Here is a 17,473-nt window from a genome sequence, read left to right on the forward strand (position 1 = left end):
TGAGGCGAGAAGAATCCAGAGAGACGCCATTTCCCACGCAGCATCGCCAGGGAGTCCGCCGCGCGACTATCGAGCACCGGCCACGAGTTCCTCGTGTAGTGTTTGCGCTCCGCATTCGCCGCGCATTCGACGAGGGACTTCTTCGACATGGCCGCACCATCCAGCGAAACCAAGAAGTATCGAACGAAAGCACAGGGACTGGTATCCCAGATGACCGTGGAGGAGAAAGCCCGGTTGTTGTCTGGAAATGGCTCGTGGACCACTCACGCGATCGAACGCCTGGGTATTCCGTCCATCTTCATGGCGGACGGTCCGCACGGGCTTCGGAAGGCGACGGGACCGAACACCGCGGAGAGCGTGCCCGCGACCTGTTTTCCGACCGCGTCCGCCCTGGCCTCGTCCTGGAACACGGAGCTGCTGAAACAGGTGGGCGAGGCCCTGGCGCGAGAGTGCCAGACCCATGATGTACAGCTCCTGCTGGGCCCGGGAATCAACATGAAGCGCTCGCCCCTGGGTGGGCGCAACTTCGAGTACTTCTCCGAGGATCCTGTCCTGGCCGGACAGCTGGCGGCGGCCTACATCCAGGGTGTCCAGGGTCAGGGGGTGGGGACCTCCCTGAAACACTTCGCCGTGAACAACCAGGAGCACGAGCGGATGGTGAGCAGCTCGAACCTGGATGAGCGCACCCTGCACGAAATCTACCTGCCGGCCTTCGAGATCGCGATCAAGGAAGCCCAGCCCTGGTCGGTGATGTGCGCCTATAACAAGGTGAACGGGGTCTATGCCTCCGAGAACGATGTCCTGCTCGAGCGCATCCTCCGGGACGAGTGGGGCTTCGAGGGCTTCGTGGTGTCCGACTGGGGCGCCGTGAGCGATCGGGTCAAGGGCGTCATGGCCGGGCTCAATCTGGAGATGCCGGGCAGTGGCGAGGTGAACCGGAAGAAGATCATCGCGGCCGTGGAGGAGGGCCGGCTGCCGGTCTCCAAGCTGGACGAGGTGGTCACCGGATTGCTCACGGTCGTCCTGCGCGCCAAGGACAGCCACCGTCCCGGAACCACGTACGATGTGGAACAGCATCAGGAATTGGCCCGGAAGGCCGCCGGAGAGAGCATCATCCTGTTGAAGAACGAGGATGCCCTCCTTCCGTTGGATCCCCGTGGAACGACGAAGATCGCCGTGATTGGAGCGTTCGCCAAGACGCCTCGCTACCAGGGCGCGGGCAGCTCCCAGGTCAATCCAACCCGGCAGTCCCGGGCCTATGACGAGCTGGTCCGGCTCGGCGGCGGGGAGGCCCGCTTCGGGTATGCCGCGGGTTACGACCTGGAAGGTGTCACCTCGGAGCAGCTCATCGAGGAGGCGCGCAAGCAGGCACGCCACGCGGATGTCGCCATCGTGTTCGCCGGACTGCCGGACAGCCATGAGTCCGAGGGATTCGACCGCGCCAGCCTGGAGATGCCCGAGGGACACATCCGGTTGATCGAGGCCGTGAGCGAGGTCCAGTCCCGGGTCGTGGTCGTGTTGATGAATGGCTCCGCCATCACCATGCCCTGGGCTGGCAAGGTGAAGGCCATCGTCGAGGGCTGGCTGACCGGACAAGCGGGAGGAAGCGCCATCGCCGACGTGCTGTTGGGACAGGTCAACCCCTCGGGGAAGTTGTCGGAGACGTTCCCCCTGCGCCTGGAAGACACGCCCACCGCCTTGGAGTTCCCTGGCCTCCATCAACAGGCCCATTACGGCGAGGGCATCTTCATTGGCTACCGGTACTACGACAAGAGAGCCATCCAGCCCTTGTTCCCGTTTGGTTTTGGCCTGAGCTACACGACCTTCGCCTACTCGGACCTGCGGCTCGGTGCCTCCTCCATCAAGGAGACCGAGACGCTGAGCGTCGAGGTGAAGGTCAAGAACACGGGCAAGCTGGCGGGCAAGGAAGTCGTCCAGCTCTACGTGCGCGAGAACAAGCCCCGCGTGGTGCGGCCTCCCAAGGAACTGAAGGCCTTCGCCAAGGTGTCGCTCGAGGCCGGCCAGGAGAAGACGGTGCGCTTCGAGTTGAGCCGGCGCGACTTCGCCTACTTCGATAGCGCCCAGCACGACTGGGCCGTCCAGTCGGGTGAGTTCGAGATCCTGGTCGGTGGTTCATCCAGGGACTTGCCGCTCAAGCAGACGGTCCAGGTCCAGTCCACCCGGACCGCCCCCGTGACGTTGACCCGGGACTCCACGGTCAAGGAGTTCTTGAAACACCCCCAGGGGAAGGCCGTCCACTCGCGCCTGCTCGAGGCCTTCCTGGGCTACTCCCCCGACAACAAGCCGCCGGAGCCCCCCAACCTCACTGACGAAGAGCGGGCGGCCCGGAAGAAGGGCGAGGACTCGACGCTGGTCTTCATCAACGACATGCCGGCCTACAAGGTGGTGAACTTCACCCAGGGCCGGCTCACGGATCAGATGCTGGAAGAAATGCTCGAGACCGTGCGGTAACCCCACGAGGAGGAGGGCCCGAACGGGCTCTCCTCCCCGGCTTCGTTACTTGGGCTTGACCTCCGTGAGGACGAACAGGTTCTCCGGAGGGCTGTTGGGCGACAGCTTCGCGTAGGGGTTCTCCGCGTTGGGGAAACCCGTGAAGCGGCGCGTGTTGAACTCACCCCAGGACGGATTGGGGTAGAGCGGGATGGCGGGCGCGTTGTTCACGAAGAGCACCTGCATCTGATCGGCGAGCTTGCGCTGCTCGGCCTCGTCGCTCGTGGTCTCGAACGTCTTGAAGAGCGCGTCCGCCTCCGTGTTCGCGTAGCGGTGCCAGTTGCGCGCCGCCAGCTCGCCCACGGGCCTGATGGTCTCGGTGCTCATCAGGTCCCGGTAGAAGTAGTAGGGCGAGGGCTCCTCGGACGTCCAGCCAATGGTGATGTCGAACTCGCCCTTCTGCATCCGCTCGAAGTAGGGGCTGAAGTCATACGTCTTCAGGGTCGCGTCCACGCCCACGGCCTTGAGGTTCTGCGCCATGATCTGCACCGCGCGCACCTGGTCGGACCAACCGGTGACGACGTTGATGTCGTAGCGCAGGGGCTTCTTGTCCGGACCCACGCGCACGCCGTCCTCGCCGCGCTTGTAGCCAGCCTCGTCGAGCAGCGCGTTCGCCTTGTCCACGTTGAGCGTCACCCAGTCGCCCGCGCCCGCCGCCAGGGCCGCGGGGTTGCGCCAACGCGCGTGGGCGTCGCACAGGCCCGAGGCATCCGAGGGCTTGGTGTAGCTGTACATGGCCACCCTGACGAGCTGATCGCGGTCGATGGCCATGCTGAAGGCCTTGCGCACGCGCACGTCATCGAAGGGCTTCTTGGTGGTGTTGACGTAGAGCATCACCGTGTTGCCCACCAGGGGGAACCAGTAGTGATTGTTCTCCTTGTCCTTGCTGACGTAGACCTTCTCCACGTCGGGCACGAAGTTGCCCGCCCAGTCCAGCTCGCCATTGAGCAGCGCGAGGTTCGCCTGGTCGTTGCCGGGATAGGCCGGGAAGCGCAGCCCCTCGATGGCCGGCTTGCCCTTCTGCCAGTAGTTCGGGTTGCGCCCGAGCTCGAACACCTGGTTCTGGAAGACCTTCACCTCGGTGAAGGGACCCGTGGCCACCGGGTTCTCGTTCTTGAAGGTGACCGGATCCTCGACGTCCTTCCACTTGTGCTCGGGGACGATCGGCTGCTGCGCGATGTAGATGAGGCCGGGCACGTAGGGGCGCGTCAGGGCGAACTCCACCGTGTGCTCATCCTTCGCCTGCACGCCCTCCACGTAACTCCACACGGCGAAGAGATCGAGCGCCTTGTGCTTGCGCATCAGCTCGAACGTGAAGACCACGTCCTTGGCCGTGAAGGGCTGGCCATCCGACCACTTCACCTCCGGCCGCAGGGCGAACGTGAGCTTCTTGTTGCCCTCGCTCCACTCGTACTTGGAGGACAGCCAGGGGACATATTCTCCCTTGAGAGTATTGAAGACGTAGAGGGGCTCGTAGACGCCGGAGCGGGACGGCCAGCGCGCGGTGCCCGGCGCGAGCATGGGATTGAAGTTACGGATCCACGAGGCCTGCGCTTCCTGCGCGACCGTGAGCACGTTCGTCTTCTTCGCGGCGGCCGCGGTGGCGCCTGGCGCGGTGCCCTCTTGCTGTTTGCTCTTCGAACAGCCCGCGAGCCCGCCCCACGACAGGAGGGCCATGCCCATCACGAGCAACCGGCGTGGCATCCATTGCATCTCCATCACGTGCGCTCCTTTGGTATTGAGGTAGGACACGCGCCTGGGGAATGGCCCAGCGGGCCGTGGGGGGTGGTGCGATCTCCTACCCGGGCCCGCTCTTAGCATGGTTGGCCGGGGTCTCAATCTCTCAACGAGAGAGACCGCCCCCGCCTGATGCCGCGGTGTGTCGTATGCCGCCGTGCGGCGAAAGATGGCGACAGGGTGTAACGGAAAGTCCGGCGGGCACCGGCCAGAGCCGGGCCGGTACCCGCTGGAGCCCGCCTGACTAGTTCTTCACCAGCTCGAAGTTGTCGAACGCCGCCCAGTTGGAGGCGTTGGCGTAGACGCCGAGCTCGACGGTACCGGTCGTGACCTGGATGTTGATGATGTATTGGGTGTAGTTCGTGACGACGCCGGAGCCAATCTCCGCGGTGACCTCGGCGCCGCCGTGGCCCTTGGCGTAGAGGCGCAGCACCTTCTGCCCGCCACCGGAGCGCACCCAGACACTGGCCCGGTACGAGCCGTTCGCCACGCTCTTCGTTTGAGCTTGTAGCTCCCGGCATAGGGGTAGTCCGTGTCGACCTTGTAGGCCACCTCACCGCTGTGCCACGCGGAACCCCAACCCGACGCGGTTCCACCCGACTCGAAGCCCGGGTCGGAGAGCAGATTGTTCGTCGTCCCCGAGCCCTGGCGCGGCCACTGGTACGTGCCCACGGTCTTCGCCGGCAGTGTCGCGAGCAATTCCTGGCCCTCGGAGACGAGCTTGAACGTCTGGTTCGAGCCCGTCTGGTTGATGACCACGGCCACGAGGGTGTTGTCCGGATTCAGGAAGGCCACGTTCGTCACGGTGCCGCGATGTTGTAGTCGATGTCTTTCTGGGTGGAGAAGTACATCAGGTTGGGAGCCGTCTCCCCATAAGGCCGGTCATCGTAGGTGTAGAACGTCCGTCCGGTGAAGTCAGACGCGCCCGGCGTGATGCGCAGGAGATTGCGTCATGAACCCAACGCCATACAAGTCTATTGTTGGGAGCGCGCTACCGGGTTTCAGCCGCGCAGCGGCCGCGCACGACCCGAGGGGAGCGTGGACCCTGGAGCGGCGGACGTGCTTCTGCCCTCGGCCCTGGCCGCCTCGCGCTGGGCGGCGCGCTGGGCCTCGAGGTTCTTCGTCTGGACGATGTGCGTCCGCTCCGCTTCCCGCACGTTCATCGGCGCCACCCCGGACATCACGCCGTTGTCCGGGGCCTTCGGGACGACGGGAGCCGCCTGCTCCACCGGCGGGGCCGTGGGCGCCTTCGGCGGAGCCTTCACCGGGACCGTGGCCGCGGCCCTCGCGGGAGCCCGGGCCGGAGCTTTCCCCGGGGCCTTCGCCGCTGGCGCTCTCGCCGCGGCCCTGGCCGCCTCGCGCTGGGCCTCGAGTTTCTTCACCTCGACGATGTGCGTGCGCTCCGCCTCCATGGCGTTCATCTTCGGAGCCGCGCCCGCCCGCCTCCGGAGACCCGCGGATTTTGGAGCCGCGTGGGGATCCCGCTCCGCCAGCGCGGTGACGAGCGCTCGCAGGCTCTCGACGTAACCGGTGCGGTACGGACTGGGATTCTTCTTCGCCACCTCCTCCAGTTCCGCGAGGACGCGTTGCGCCTGATCCGGCTGGGGGTTGCTCCGCAAGCGCTCGACGATGTCGGCGGCGAGGCGTCCTCCGTTCAGGTCCATGCCGTACAACGGCGCGTGGATGCAAAGGGCTGAATTCAGCAGCCTCCGCGCCTCCTCGCCTTCACCCTTCTGGCTGCGGGCCACCACCGGACCGCTCAGCGCGCGGAAGACCTGACGGGCCACGCGTTGGATGAACAGGCCACCGCCATTCTGGTAGTGGGCGACGACGAGCCCGTTCTCGGAGAGCAGTTGCAGGAGGCGCGGATGCCCCAGGGGACGAGACACCACGGGCACGATGCCCAGGAAGCTCGGCTCGCCCTGCTCTTCCCGGATGAGCGTATGGCGCAGCATCCGCTGTCCGTTGTCCGTGGCCCCCACCGCGTCCAGGCCCGCCACGGTCACCAGGGCCTCGGTCACCAGGGGACCATTGCCCCCACCGGGAACCGAACCTCGGGCCGCGAGCAGCAGCGCGCACGCCGGCATCAGCGCCGCCAACGAGCCGACCTGCTCGTCGAGCTTCTGGCTCTTCTCCAGCAACTCGCTCTTGTCGGCCGCGGACTGCACCGCGCGCAGCAACGGACCACAGCGCTCACGAGAGGCCCGGATGGCTTGCGCGAACGTGCTGGCCAGGGCCAGGGCCGCCTCCTGCTCCCCCCGCTCCACCAGGTTCAGCAGCAGCCGGACGACCCAATTGCCACCCCCGGGGGCATCACGAAGGGCGGGGCCGAGGGCCTTCACGAGCCTGCCCGCCGCATCCGGCCGCCCGCTCCCGAGCGCGCCCGCGAGGAAGGTCTTCGCCATCGCGTTGCATTCCATCCGGCCCAGGGACTCCGCCGCGCCCAGCAGCAGGACCAACACCGAATGGAGCTCCCCGGAGGGCAGTTGGAGCGCCTCCCGGGCCATGCGCTCGATGTGACCCCGGGCCTTCTCGATCAGCGCGGCACGATACGGCTGACTCGCGGCGCTCCGCAGCGCGGTCTGGAACTCGGAGGCCGAGACAACGGCTCCGGCACCCGCGGAAGCCTCCAGGTGCCGGGCCTCGGCGTTGGCCGTCGCGGTGAGCAGCTTCTCGAACGTCGCGGCGCTCTCGCTTCCAGCCAGATGGGCGGAGCGCGCGATGAGCGCGGCGATCTTCCGGCGATTCTCCGTGGTGGCCTGATCCACCTGCTCCGCGAGCCGATCCAGTTGCGGCTTGAGCTCACGCGACAGCAGGCTCTTGAACTCAGCGCCCTGAGCGCCACTGAGCTGCTCATTGAGCTGGCTCACGATGCGCGTGGGCGCCTCGCCCTTGTTCTCCATCTGCCCGAGCAGCTGGGCCTCGCGCCGCGCCTGATGGAAGGCGGTGATTTCCGTGTCCTCGCCCAGCAGCCGGGTGCGCATGGCCGAGCGGTAGAGCGCCTCGTCCTCCCCCTCATCCAGGAACGCGCCCCCGCCCGGCCCGTGGCGGCTCTCCTCCGGCTGGACGGAACGGGCGCGCGAGGACTCCGACTCCTCGCGCCGGGACGGCGCCCGCGCCTTTCCGCCCAACGCGCGACGCAGGACATCCGGAATCAAGCCCCCGCCCTTCTGGGCGGGTTTCTTCGCGGACCCGGATGGCGGGTCGGGCTCTTGCGAAGCGGACTTGGGCATCGGGACCCGAGTCTATCCGCTCTCGCCAGGGCGCGTCAGGCACCCTCCTGAAAACCAGCCTCACCAATAATTCTGCTTAAACATGTATTACCGTCAATCCTGTTCGTGTCATAAGGGGTCGCCTGACTCGTTTTTCCAGGGGAATCCAAATGAACGCGAAGCTGGGATTGCGCTCGATGTGCGTCGTCATGGGTGTTGCACTGGGAGTGACGACGCCCGGTGAGGCGGAGGCCGCATGGAGGAGCGTGCTGTACCCCTCCACGTGGACACCCGGCTACACGAACCCGAGCAACTCCGCCCAGTTCCTGCACGACTTCTCCTACGCGGGCTACCGGGCACGGCAGGCGGAGCCGCCCTTCCGCGTGGATCGCGTGATCGACGTGACCGCGGCCCCCTACTACGCGGACAAGACGGGCATCTCGGACGTGACGGCGGTGCTGCAACGCGCGATCGATGACGCGGGGGCCCAGAGCGGCGGCGCCGTGGTGTTCCTGCCCGCGGGCACCTACAAGGTGGCACCTCCGTCCGGCAAGAACCAGGCCCTGCTGCTGAACAAGAGCAACGTCGTGCTCCGGGGGCAAGGTCCCACCGAGACGTTCATCTACAACGCCGCGACGGACATGCGCGCCCGGAGCGTCATCCGGGTCTCACCGCAGAACTCGTCGGTGTCCTGGACCCCGTCCTCCGCGACCAGCACCCAGGTCACCACGGACCTGGGCGTCCTCGCCACGCGCATCCCCGTCGCCAGCGTGAGTGGATTCAGCGCGGGCCAGTGGATCGTCATCCGCACGGACCTCACCGCGGCCCTGAGCCAGGAGTTCAACATGGAGAGTGCCTGGACCTCCCTGCCCGGAGTGACGTTCTACCGGAAGATCACCGCCGTCGATTCCGCCGCGAAGACGTTGACGGTCGACATCCCGTTGCGTCTTGGGATGAAGACCCGGGACAACGCGCGGGTCTACAAAGTGGCCGCGCACCTGTCCGAGGTCGGCATCGAGAACCTGGCCATTGGCATGCGCGAGAACACGACCCCTGGCACGGGGGGCACGGATTTCGGCAATCCCGGAACGGGCGCCTACCAGATGCATGACTCCTCCGCCCTCACGATGAACCACACCGTCGATGGATGGGTCATCAACGTCAAATCCTATCGCCCGCCGTCCAACACGCGGGACATCCACCTGCTGTCCAACGGCATCGATCTGCTCTTCACCCGGAACATCACCGTGGACTCCTGCGAGCTGAACAAGCCCCAGTACAAGGGCGAAGGGGGCAATGGCTACCTGTATTCCATCCGGGGCAGTGACAACCTGATCAAGGACAGCGTGGCCTACGGAGGACGGCACAACTTCAACTTCCGCTCCATGCAAGCCACGGGCAACGTGCTGTTCAATGATCGGGCGTCCAATGGAGACCTGGTGTCCGACTTCCACATGCACCTGAGCGCCGCCAACCTGATGGACAACCTGACCCTCCATCAGGAGAAGTTCGAGGCCGCGGACCGCTCGCCCTACGGCACGACGAGTCACGGAGTCACCACCACCCAGAGCGTGTTCTGGAACACGAACGGCTCTCAATACCGCTCCGGAACCACCTCCATCATCCGCTCGCAACAGTACGGCCAGGGTTATGTGATTGGTGTGCGCGGAAGCGCCACGGGAGTGGACCTCTCCACCACCACGAAGACTTCTCCGGTGGACTTCGCGGAGACGGCCTCGTCCGGCACGCAGCTGTCCCCCCAGTCCCTCTATGTCGATCAAATCCAGCGGCGCCTGGGCGGCACGGCGGAGCACGAGGGCAACGCGCTGATCTACCAGGCGGAGAACATCCTCCCCAGCCAGGCGAATGACCCGTCCTCGACGAATGTCGACGCACAGGCCGACAAGGGCAACGTGCGCTACCACAACAACAACGCCGTGGGCGGCAAGGTCACCTACACCCTCTCCCCCCGGACGATTGGAACCTTCCAGGTGAAGGTGAGGACGAAGAAGAACAACGCCCGCGGCCAGTATCAGCTCGACATCGACGGGGCTCCCCAGGGAGCCATCCAGGATGAGTACTCGAGTTCGACGGTCTTCGTGGAAAAGGACCTGGGGCTGGTGACGTTCTCGGACATCAACCCCAAGGCATTCACCTTCACGGTGAGCGGCAAGAACGCCGCCAGCAGCGGGTTCAACATCGCCGTCGATTACATCAAGCTCATCCGCCAGTAATGCCCGGAGGGAGCCGCTCGCCAAGAACGAGCGGCCCCTCCTCCCGTGGCGCCGTGGCTAGCGCTGGTAGATTCTCGCCCAGTCCACGTACATCCGCACCGGGCTGCCCATGGTGGCGCGGAAGGCGTCGAGCTGGATGCAGAGGTGGTGGGCCACGTCCGGAATGGCGTTCTGATCCGTGAGCGTCCAGACCAACGCGCCGTCGCGGTAGATGCGCAGGGCGTTCGCCTCCCACTCCATGGCCACGATGTGCCACTGCGTCGCATCCACGCCGTGGTTGTAATAATACTGCCGGTTGTCCGCGCCGTAGTGAATGAAGGTGCTGAAGCTGGAGCGGTTCGTGTTGGTGCCGGTTTCGTAGATGTCGTTCTCGCCGTCGATCGGCCACCGCTCGGACTGCGGCCACGTGAGCACGACGCCGCTGGTCGCACCACTGGGGTCCGCCTCGGTACGAACGCGGAACTCGAAGCGGCCGTACTTGTAGTTCGACTTGTGCGCCATGCCTCCCGAGACGAGTGTCCCATTGACCATCTGCGCCGTGACCACCAACTGGCCATTGGCGACACTGAACGCGCTCGGACGGCGCAGTCCATTGCCCGCGTGCCCGGGTGAGTTGTACATGCTCCACTGGGTGGTATCGACCGCGCTTCCCGAGAAGTCATCCTCGAAGACGAGCCGCCAGCCCGGCGGGGTCTCGCCTCCCGTGGAGGGCGCGGTGAGGCTGAGCGCATCCGCGTAGAAGGCATCGCCCGCCGCGCTGTTGTCCTGGAAGATGTAGAGTTCCAGCCCCTGCCCTGGCTGATCGATCGTCGCCGTGACGGTGACCTTCTGGAAGGCCTGCGTCAGCGTCGCTGTCTGCTCCCAAACCCGTTTGGTTCCATCCGCGCTCGTCCGGCGGAGCGCGACCCTCACGGTCTTGCCAGCCGCGCTCGTGCTCGCCGCCGCCACATAGGCACTCGCCGAATACGTCCCCAGGGTCTCGGCGGCGGGCACCGAGGCCACCGCATCATCGATCGAATAGCCACCGCTCGTTCCCGCGGCGGGCGTCACCTTCACCACGTAGCTCCCCGCCGGGGCACCACTGAGCGCCACGCGAGACAGGGTCGCCTGCCAGGTCGTCCACCCCCCCAGGTCCGTCTCGAAGCTCCCATTGGAGATCAGGTTGATGGCCGTCGCGGTGGCCGCCCCCGTCATGGATGCCGCGGACAGGTCCTCCGCGACCTCCGGGCCGCCAGGGCCACAGCCCATTTCCAGGGCCATTCCCAATCCCACCGCACCCCGCAGAATCCCTCGCCACATGCCCCGCCGCGCATTGGAACCGCTCTTCATGGAAGCTCCCTTGATTCAGGCTAATTCAGCTTAATCTCTTTTGACGTGTTACCTCCATCAAGGCAAGGGGCCCAGGACGTCAGGTCGGTACGCGAGCACGGCTAGAATGACGCGCATGCGCTCCATCCCCGCTTTGCTCATCCTGGCCACGGCCGTCGGCTGCTCCGCGGAAGTGACCACTCCACCCGCTCCATCCCCCGAGTTCCCGCCACCCGACCCCGTCGTGACCCTCACCTCGCCCACGAGCACCGTCTTCACCCGGGCCAAGGTGAAGGTGGAGGTCGCGGTCTCCGAGGGTGACGCCGAAAAGGTGGAGCTCCTCGCGGGAGGGCAGGTGATCGCATCGTCGAGCGCCCCGCCCTACAGCTTCGAGTGGGATACCGCGTCCGTGGCGGAGGGTCCCCATGTGCTCTGGGCCCGGGCCAGCGCGAATGGGAAGACGTTCACGAGCGCTCAGCCCCAGTTGGTGGTGGTCGATCGCACCGCGCCCAGGATGTCGGGCTTCAGTCCGAGCACGAATGCGGTCATCGCGGGCACCAGCGCCGCCGTGACGCTGACCTTCAACGAGCCCCTGCTCGCCTCGAGCGTCGATGCCTCGAAGTTCACCGTCGCGGACCGCCCAGCCGCATCGGCACGGCTGTCCGAGGACGGGCACACGTTGACACTCCAGAGCGCGGAGGAGATGTCCACTCCGGTCTCCCTCCATACCTCCTCCTTCAACACCGGACTGACGGACCTGGCGGGCAACCCCGTGGGTGAGATTCACTTCATGAGCGCGCAGCTCGTGCCGGAGTGGACCGCCCGGTTCCCGCTCCTGGGGACGTCCCGCGGGAGCGAGCCCCCTCCCGCCCCGACGCTCGTGTTCGATGCCAGCAACCAGGCCTATATCGTCTGGGCATCGAAAGAGGGAACCGGGCCGACCGCTACCCGGAACGTGGCTGTTCTCCGCTGGGACGGCACCTCCTGGGCTCCGCGCGGAGGATGGCTCAACATCTATAACGTTGTCCTGTATTCAGCTCCGAGCCTCGTGCTGGACTCGACGGGCACCCCGCTCGTCGCCTTTCCCGAATGGGACAGCACGGGCAATGACGCGAATGCGTGGGTCTATCGCTGGGACGGCGGGAAGTGGGTGAACCTGGGCGGCGCGATCAACGCCTACATCGGGAAGACGATTGTCTGGGATGTGGCCCTGGCCGTGGCCGGAACGACGCCCATTGTCGCCTGGGCGGAAGCGAACGGAACGCAGATGGACCTCCTCGTGCGCCAGTGGGATGGAACGAGCTGGAAGGCACTGGGAGGAAAAGTCAACGCGACCCCCGGCGAGAGCGTGAACAGTGGCTTCGATGCCCATTCCTTGAGTCTGATCACGGATCGCGATGGCAAACCCGTCATCGCCTGGTCCTCGACCACTTCGGGAATCACGGAGATTCACGTCGCGCGCTACACGGGCAGCGCCTGGGAACGGTTGGGCTCGGCGGTCAACGTGTTCGTCGGAGGAGAGGCGCGACAACCCTCCCTCGCGATCGACAAGTCGGATCCCCTTCAAAGGCCCTATCTCGCTTGGGTCGAACACCTCCCCTCCCTCTACGCCGATCGCATCCACGCCGCCCATTGGACGGGCTCGGCCTGGGAAGCCTTGGGCGAAGGCGTGAATGAGGCACCTCGAGACCGTGCCGCGCATCCCACCCTCGCCCTACGCGATGGCTGGCCCTTCGTCGCATGGAGTGAGCCCGGCGAAACGACATCCACCAACATCCAGGTCCGTGAGCTCGACCCCGTCACCAAGCGGTGGCGGGCCCAGTCGGCCAGTCTCAGTGTGTATCCATCCCCCACCTATTACTCGTCCCATGCCTCCAACCCCTGGCTCGTCACCGACGCGAACGGGCGGCTCACCGTGGCCTTCTCCGAGCACGATGAGAACGGGAATGGAGGCGTCCACATCTACTCACCGAAGTGAGGGTGAACCCCAGGAGGGCTCACGCTCCCAGGAAGGCGCGCACGAGGTAGGCCGTGTCGCGCCGCAAAAGCGTCTCGTTGATGGAGATCTCGGTCTGGTTCTGCTTCGGCTCCAGCATGAGCACGCCCGCCTTGCTCAACCGCGCCACCAGCCCTGATTGCTGCTCGGGGCTGATCTCCAGGGTGAAGACGTGGGTCCCCTGCTCCACCCGGATGAGCTTGAAGCCCCCCGCGCGTTCCAACGCGGAGAACAACTGCTCGGCCGCCACCATGGCCGCGCGGAAACGCTCCTGGAAGCCATCGAGCGCGTGCAGGGCGGGCACCGCCGCGGGCCACGCCTGCGCGAGTCCTCCACCGAAGACGTGCCGGAGGGCTCGCACCCGCCCGATCGTCTCCTGGTCGCCCGCCAGGACGGCGCCAAAGGGCGCATCCAGGTATTTGTAGAGGGACACGTAGACAGTGTCGAAGAGGGCCGAATAGGCACGCACATCGAATCCGGGCCGGGCGCTGGCCAGCAACAGGCGCGCGCCATCGAGGTGCAGCCGGATGGACTTGGAACGGGCGAAGGTGGAGATGGCCCGGACGCTCTCGATGTCGAGCAGGGCCCCTCCTGCCCTCCTGACGGGACTCTCCAGGGAAATGGCTCCGACGATCACGGGGAAGGGAGGCTGGAGTGATGCGTCCACCGCCGCGGCGACCTCGTCCGGCGAGGGCCCGGGCCGACCCGGGGCGAGGGGCACGAGGTTGATGCCGCTCAGCAGTTGGGCCGCGTCGCTCTCGTCCCGGTAGAGGTGGCTCTCGTGCTGCACCAAGGCCCGGCGGTGCTCGCCACAGAGCACTCGCACCGCGAGCTGATTGGCCAGGGTTCCCGTTGGAAGGAAGAGGGCTTCCTCCTTGCCCAACAGCGAGGCGAAGCGCCGCTCCAGCTCCGTCACGGCCCCTCCGCGCAGGTAGGAGTCGGACACGCGGGTGTCCTTGGGAAGCGCACGGGTCAGCAGCGCCGTCCATTGCGCCGGGCTCCGTGGAACACCATCCCCCATGAGGAAGACCGTCCGCTCATTGATCTCGGGCGTCGAGGCGGCCCTCGCACTGGAGACCGTCAGCGCGGGGGCGATCCCTCCACTCACCGCGAGCGCCTGGAGAAGTTCCCGACGATTCATGTGAAGCCTCCTGGACAACCGGCTCCGACAAGCCGGGCCCGAGGCGTCATCCTACTCCTTCCGGCTGGACTCCCTCGGATCGTTCGCGCCAGGGCTGGAAGCGCACGGCGGCGGTGAGGCCAACGCCGCCCTGTCCATCGCGCAAGACCACCTCCGCATCCATGTGATTCGCGAGTGAGCGGACAATGGACAGCCCCAGCCCGCTCCCGGACTGAGCCTGATCGCGAGGCAGCCGGTGGAAGCGCTGGAACACGCGCTCCCGCTGCTCCTTGGGGATACCCGGACCGTTGTCCTCGACCTCCAGCCAGCAGTCTCCGTCCCGGTGCGCCACCCGCACCGTCACCTGTCCGCCGCGCCGGTGATAGCGGATGGCGTTGTCCAGCAGGTTCCCGGTCACCTCCCGGACCAGGACCGGATCGGCGCGAATGGGCAACCCTGGCTCGTGGCCCTCGAAATGGACCTCGACGTCCGCGCGCAGCGCCTGGGGCACGAAGTCCGCCGTCACCTGGGCCGCGACGGCATTCAAGTCCACCCGTTGCAACACGGGCAGGGTGCCCCGCTCCTCCGCCCGAGCCAGTGCCAACAACTGGGTCAACAGCCGCTCCAGCGACTGCGTCGCGCCCACCACCTCCCCGAGCGCGGTGGAACGCTCCTCCGCGGACACATCCTCGCGCATGGCGAGCGCCAGGTGCGTGCGCAGCACCGCCAGCGGCGTACGCATCTGGTGGGACGCGTCGCCCGTGAAGCGGCGCATGCGCTCCGTGGACTCCGACAGCCGGGACAACAGCGCGTTGACCGCCTCGACGAAGGAGCGGATTTCGGGAGGGACGAACACGAGAGGCAGCGGCGTCAGTTCCACGGGCGCGGCGCGGGCCTTCGCTTCCACCTTGGCGCGCGTACTCGCCAGCGGCCGCAACCCCCACCGCAAGGCGGGCCGGGCCGTCAGCGCGGCCCCCAGGATGAGCACCGCCTCCAGGACGACCAACCCCAACACCATGCGCGCCCGGAGCGCCCGGCGTGCCTGGAGCGTCTCCGCGACCTGCACCACCACCGCCCCCTTGAGCCGCGGAATCCTCCGGCTCACGGCCGCGACGCGCACCTCTTGTCCCCGGTGCTCCGCGTAGCGGAAGGCCACGGTGTCCCGGGGAGGCATCGCCGAGGGAAACGGGAGATCAGGGTAGCCGGTGACGAGCCGCCCCTGGTGCCGGATGGCGTAGTAGACGTTGTCGTGTTCGGGATTCTCCAACATGCCAAAGGCCGCGGGCGGCAGATCCAACGTGAGCTCATCGTCCTCCAGCGCCAGGGTTTCCGCGATGGCACCCACCGAGCCCGCGAGGACGCGGTCCCCACTCCGCTCCACCACGCCGTGAATCAGCCAGGCGCCGCCCAGTCCCAACACGAGCGCCAGTGCCACCAGGGGGCCCGCCAGGGCCACCACCAGCCGCGTCGTGAGGGAGTTGGCCGCGCCAGACGTCTTCACAGGGCGTCGAGGAGATAACCCAGGCCCCGGATGGTGCGGATGGTGGGTCCGTCCGGTTCCAGTTTCTTGCGAAGACGCCCCACGTAGACCTCGAGCGCGTTGGGGCCCACCGGCTCGTCATGACCGAAGACCTCGGAGCTCAACCGCTCCTTGGTGACGACCTTGCCCGCCCGCGTGATCAGACTCTCCAGCACCGCCCACTCCCGCCGGCGCAGGTCGAGTGGTCGTCCGTGCAGCGTGACGGCGCCAGCCGAGCGGTCGAACACCAGCCCCCCCAGCGTCAGCGCGGGCGCCGCCTGTCCCTGTCCACGACGCAACAGTGCGCGCACGCGGGCCTCCAGCTCGGCCGGCTCGAAGGGCTTGAGCAGGTAGTCGTCCGCTCCCAGGTCCAGTCCCTTCACCCGGTCGGAGAGGGCACCCCGCGCCGTGAGGACCAACACCGGTGTCTTCGAGCCACGCTGGCGCAGCTTCCCGAGCACCTCGAACCCACTGAGATCAGGCAGGCCCACATCCAGGATCATCAGGTTGTAGGGCACGAGCCGCTCTTCATCCAAGGCCGCGACGCCATGCGTTACATGGTCCACGGCAAAGCCAGACGCCCTCAATGACGCGGTGAGTCCACGAGCCAGGGCTGCGTTGTCCTCGACAATCAGGATGCGCAACGGACCTCCTCGCGGCGCGCGACAGGCTGGTGACAGCTTCGATCCATATCGTCGGATGTTGCAAGTGAAGACGGGTTGCTTGACCCCGACACCCGTGAGGTCCTCCTTGAAACAAATCCTGATGGTTTTGCTGGCGGCCCTGCCGATGGCGGGCGCCGCGGCCGAAGGCTCGGCTGCCTCGCCGCCCGACGGCTATCCTCGTTCCTACGCGCGCATCATCGAGGCGGCCCAGAAGGAGGGCTCCCTCAGCGTCTACGCCACCACCGACGGGAGCGAGGTCGCCGCGCTCATCCGCGAGTTCGAAGCCGCCTACCCAGGCGTGCGCGTCGAGTACGCGGACCAGAACTCCACCGAGATCTACAGCCGCTTCATCGCGGAGGTGGCGGCCGGGCAAGGCACCGCCGACCTCGTGTGGAGCTCGGCGATGGACCTTCAGGTGAAGCTCATCAACGACGGCTACGCGCAGGCGTACGCATCCCCTGAGAAGCCGAATCTTCCCGAGTGGGCGGTCTGGAAGAACGAGGGCTATGGCATCACCGCCGAGCCGCTTGTCATCGCCTACAACAAGCGGCTGATGCCTCCGGAGGACGTGCCGCGCACGCGCGCGGACCTGGAGACACTGCTGCGCACCAAGAAGGACTTCTACCGGGGCAAGGTCGCCAGCTACGACCCGGAACGCAGCGGCGTGGGCTTCCTGTTCATCTCCCAGGACGTGCAGATCAGCCGGGACACCTGGAAGCTGGTGGAGGCCATGGCCGGCACCGACCCCCGGCTCTACACCTCCACCGGGGCGATGATGGAGCGGCTCGTCTCCGGCGAGCACCTGCTCGTCTACAACCTGATTGGTTCCTACGCGCTCCAGCGGCAGAAGAAGGACCCATCGTTGGGCATCATCTTCCCGGCCGACTTCACGCTGACCATGTCGCGCATCGCCTTCATTCCCACGGAGGCGCGCCACCCCAACGCCGCGAAGCTGTTCCTGGACTTCATGCTGTCCAAGCGGGGCCAGTCGCTGCTCGCCCAACGCGACATGGCGCCCGTGCGAACCGATCTCGGTGAGATCGGCGTGCCCCGACCTCCCGCCGAGCAGGTCCGCCCCATTCGAGTGGGCCCCCAGCTGCTGGCCAACCTCGACCAACTCACCCGCCTGCGCTTCCTCAAGCAGTGGAAGCGCATCGTGCGCGGCCTCTGA

Annotated in this window: 11 protein-coding genes and 1 pseudogene; 4 read left to right on the forward strand and 8 right to left on the reverse strand. The window is 66.6% G+C overall.

Annotation, left to right across the window (positions count from 1 at the left end; genetic code table 11):
• Positions 1-147: 147 nt before the first annotated feature.
• A complete protein-coding gene (locus MEBOL_RS09585) occupies positions 148-2,472 on the forward strand; it encodes a glycoside hydrolase family 3 C-terminal domain-containing protein (protein ID WP_245919606.1) in 2,325 nt (774 codons plus the stop codon).
• Positions 2,473-2,517: 45 nt separating this feature from the next.
• Here the strand turns inward: MEBOL_RS09585 and MEBOL_RS09590 are convergent, their stop codons facing one another.
• The 4 genes and pseudogenes from MEBOL_RS09590 to MEBOL_RS09600 all read right to left on the reverse strand — a co-directional run bounded on the left by MEBOL_RS09590 (position 2,518) and on the right by MEBOL_RS09600 (position 7,406).
• Complete coding sequence (locus tag MEBOL_RS09590) at positions 2,518-4,230, reverse strand: ABC transporter substrate-binding protein (RefSeq protein WP_245920035.1); 1,713 nt, start codon at positions 4,228-4,230, stop codon at positions 2,518-2,520.
• A 262-nt stretch (positions 4,231-4,492) separates the two neighbouring features.
• On the reverse strand, positions 4,493-4,738 hold the full coding sequence (locus MEBOL_RS42680) for a hypothetical protein (protein ID WP_245920234.1): 246 nt from the start codon (positions 4,736-4,738) through the stop codon (positions 4,493-4,495).
• A gap of 230 nt (positions 4,739-4,968) precedes the next feature.
• Positions 4,969-5,052 (reverse strand): annotated as a pseudogene (locus tag MEBOL_RS43940) (glycoside hydrolase family 30 beta sandwich domain-containing protein); the annotation flags it as partial.
• A 197-nt stretch (positions 5,053-5,249) separates the two neighbouring features.
• Complete coding sequence (locus MEBOL_RS09600) at positions 5,250-7,406, reverse strand: hypothetical protein (protein ID WP_095977133.1); 2,157 nt, start codon at positions 7,404-7,406, stop codon at positions 5,250-5,252.
• A 224-nt stretch (positions 7,407-7,630) separates the two neighbouring features.
• On the opposite strand from MEBOL_RS09600, the gene MEBOL_RS09605 reads away from it, so the two are divergent.
• Positions 7,631-9,694 (forward strand): glycosyl hydrolase family 28-related protein, encoded by a 2,064-nt coding sequence (locus MEBOL_RS09605; protein ID WP_095977134.1) that lies wholly within the window; start codon positions 7,631-7,633, stop codon positions 9,692-9,694.
• Between the two features lie 57 nt (positions 9,695-9,751).
• On the opposite strand, the gene MEBOL_RS09610 is transcribed toward MEBOL_RS09605, so the two are convergent.
• Positions 9,752-11,023, reverse strand: a complete 1,272-nt coding sequence (locus MEBOL_RS09610; protein WP_095977135.1) for a carbohydrate binding domain-containing protein — start codon at positions 11,021-11,023, stop codon at positions 9,752-9,754.
• Between the two features lie 115 nt (positions 11,024-11,138).
• Here MEBOL_RS09610 and MEBOL_RS09615 point away from each other — a divergent pair, with 115 nt between their 5' ends.
• Positions 11,139-12,980 (forward strand): Ig-like domain-containing protein, encoded by a 1,842-nt coding sequence (locus tag MEBOL_RS09615; protein WP_157774841.1) that lies wholly within the window; start codon positions 11,139-11,141, stop codon positions 12,978-12,980.
• A gap of 19 nt (positions 12,981-12,999) precedes the next feature.
• Here MEBOL_RS09615 and MEBOL_RS09620 read toward each other — a convergent pair whose 3' ends face one another.
• The 3 genes from MEBOL_RS09620 to MEBOL_RS09630 are packed head-to-tail and all read right to left on the reverse strand — an operon-like array spanning position 13,000 to position 16,281.
• A complete protein-coding gene (locus MEBOL_RS09620) occupies positions 13,000-14,139 on the reverse strand; it encodes a threonine aldolase family protein (protein ID WP_095977137.1) in 1,140 nt (379 codons plus the stop codon).
• A gap of 46 nt (positions 14,140-14,185) precedes the next feature.
• On the reverse strand, positions 14,186-15,619 hold the full coding sequence (locus MEBOL_RS43595) for a sensor histidine kinase (protein ID WP_095977138.1): 1,434 nt from the start codon (positions 15,617-15,619) through the stop codon (positions 14,186-14,188).
• Positions 15,616-16,281, reverse strand: coding sequence for a response regulator transcription factor (locus MEBOL_RS09630; RefSeq protein WP_095977139.1), 666 nt, complete (start codon positions 16,279-16,281; stop codon positions 15,616-15,618). Before MEBOL_RS09630 ends, MEBOL_RS43595 begins: the two co-directional genes overlap by 4 nt.
• A 121-nt stretch (positions 16,282-16,402) precedes the next feature.
• Between MEBOL_RS09630 and MEBOL_RS09635 the strand changes: the two genes are divergently transcribed.
• The gene (locus MEBOL_RS09635; protein ID WP_179956450.1) at positions 16,403-17,473 is read left to right on the forward strand and encodes an ABC transporter substrate-binding protein; all 1,071 of its coding nucleotides are present in this window, start codon (positions 16,403-16,405) and stop codon (positions 17,471-17,473) included.

The organism is Melittangium boletus DSM 14713 (genome assembly GCF_002305855.1).
Lineage (GTDB): Bacteria > Myxococcota > Myxococcia > Myxococcales > Myxococcaceae > Cystobacter > Cystobacter boletus.

What these genes read in the sequence shown, in the direction of transcription:
- MEBOL_RS09585 (WP_245919606.1), top strand. Translation starts at nt 148, where the DNA reads ATGGCCGCACCATCCAGCGAAACCAAGAAGTATCGAACGAAAGCACAG.
- MEBOL_RS09590 (WP_245920035.1), bottom strand. Translation starts at nt 4,230, where the DNA reads ATGGAGATGCAATGGATGCCACGCCGGTTGCTCGTGATGGGCATGGCC.
- MEBOL_RS09605 (WP_095977134.1), top strand. Translation starts at nt 7,631, where the DNA reads ATGAACGCGAAGCTGGGATTGCGCTCGATGTGCGTCGTCATGGGTGTT.
- MEBOL_RS09610 (WP_095977135.1), bottom strand. Translation starts at nt 11,023, where the DNA reads ATGAAGAGCGGTTCCAATGCGCGGCGGGGCATGTGGCGAGGGATTCTG.
- MEBOL_RS09615 (WP_157774841.1), top strand. Translation starts at nt 11,139, where the DNA reads ATGCGCTCCATCCCCGCTTTGCTCATCCTGGCCACGGCCGTCGGCTGC.
- MEBOL_RS09620 (WP_095977137.1), bottom strand. Translation starts at nt 14,139, where the DNA reads ATGAATCGTCGGGAACTTCTCCAGGCGCTCGCGGTGAGTGGAGGGATC.
- MEBOL_RS09635 (WP_179956450.1), top strand. Translation starts at nt 16,403, where the DNA reads ATGGTTTTGCTGGCGGCCCTGCCGATGGCGGGCGCCGCGGCCGAAGGC.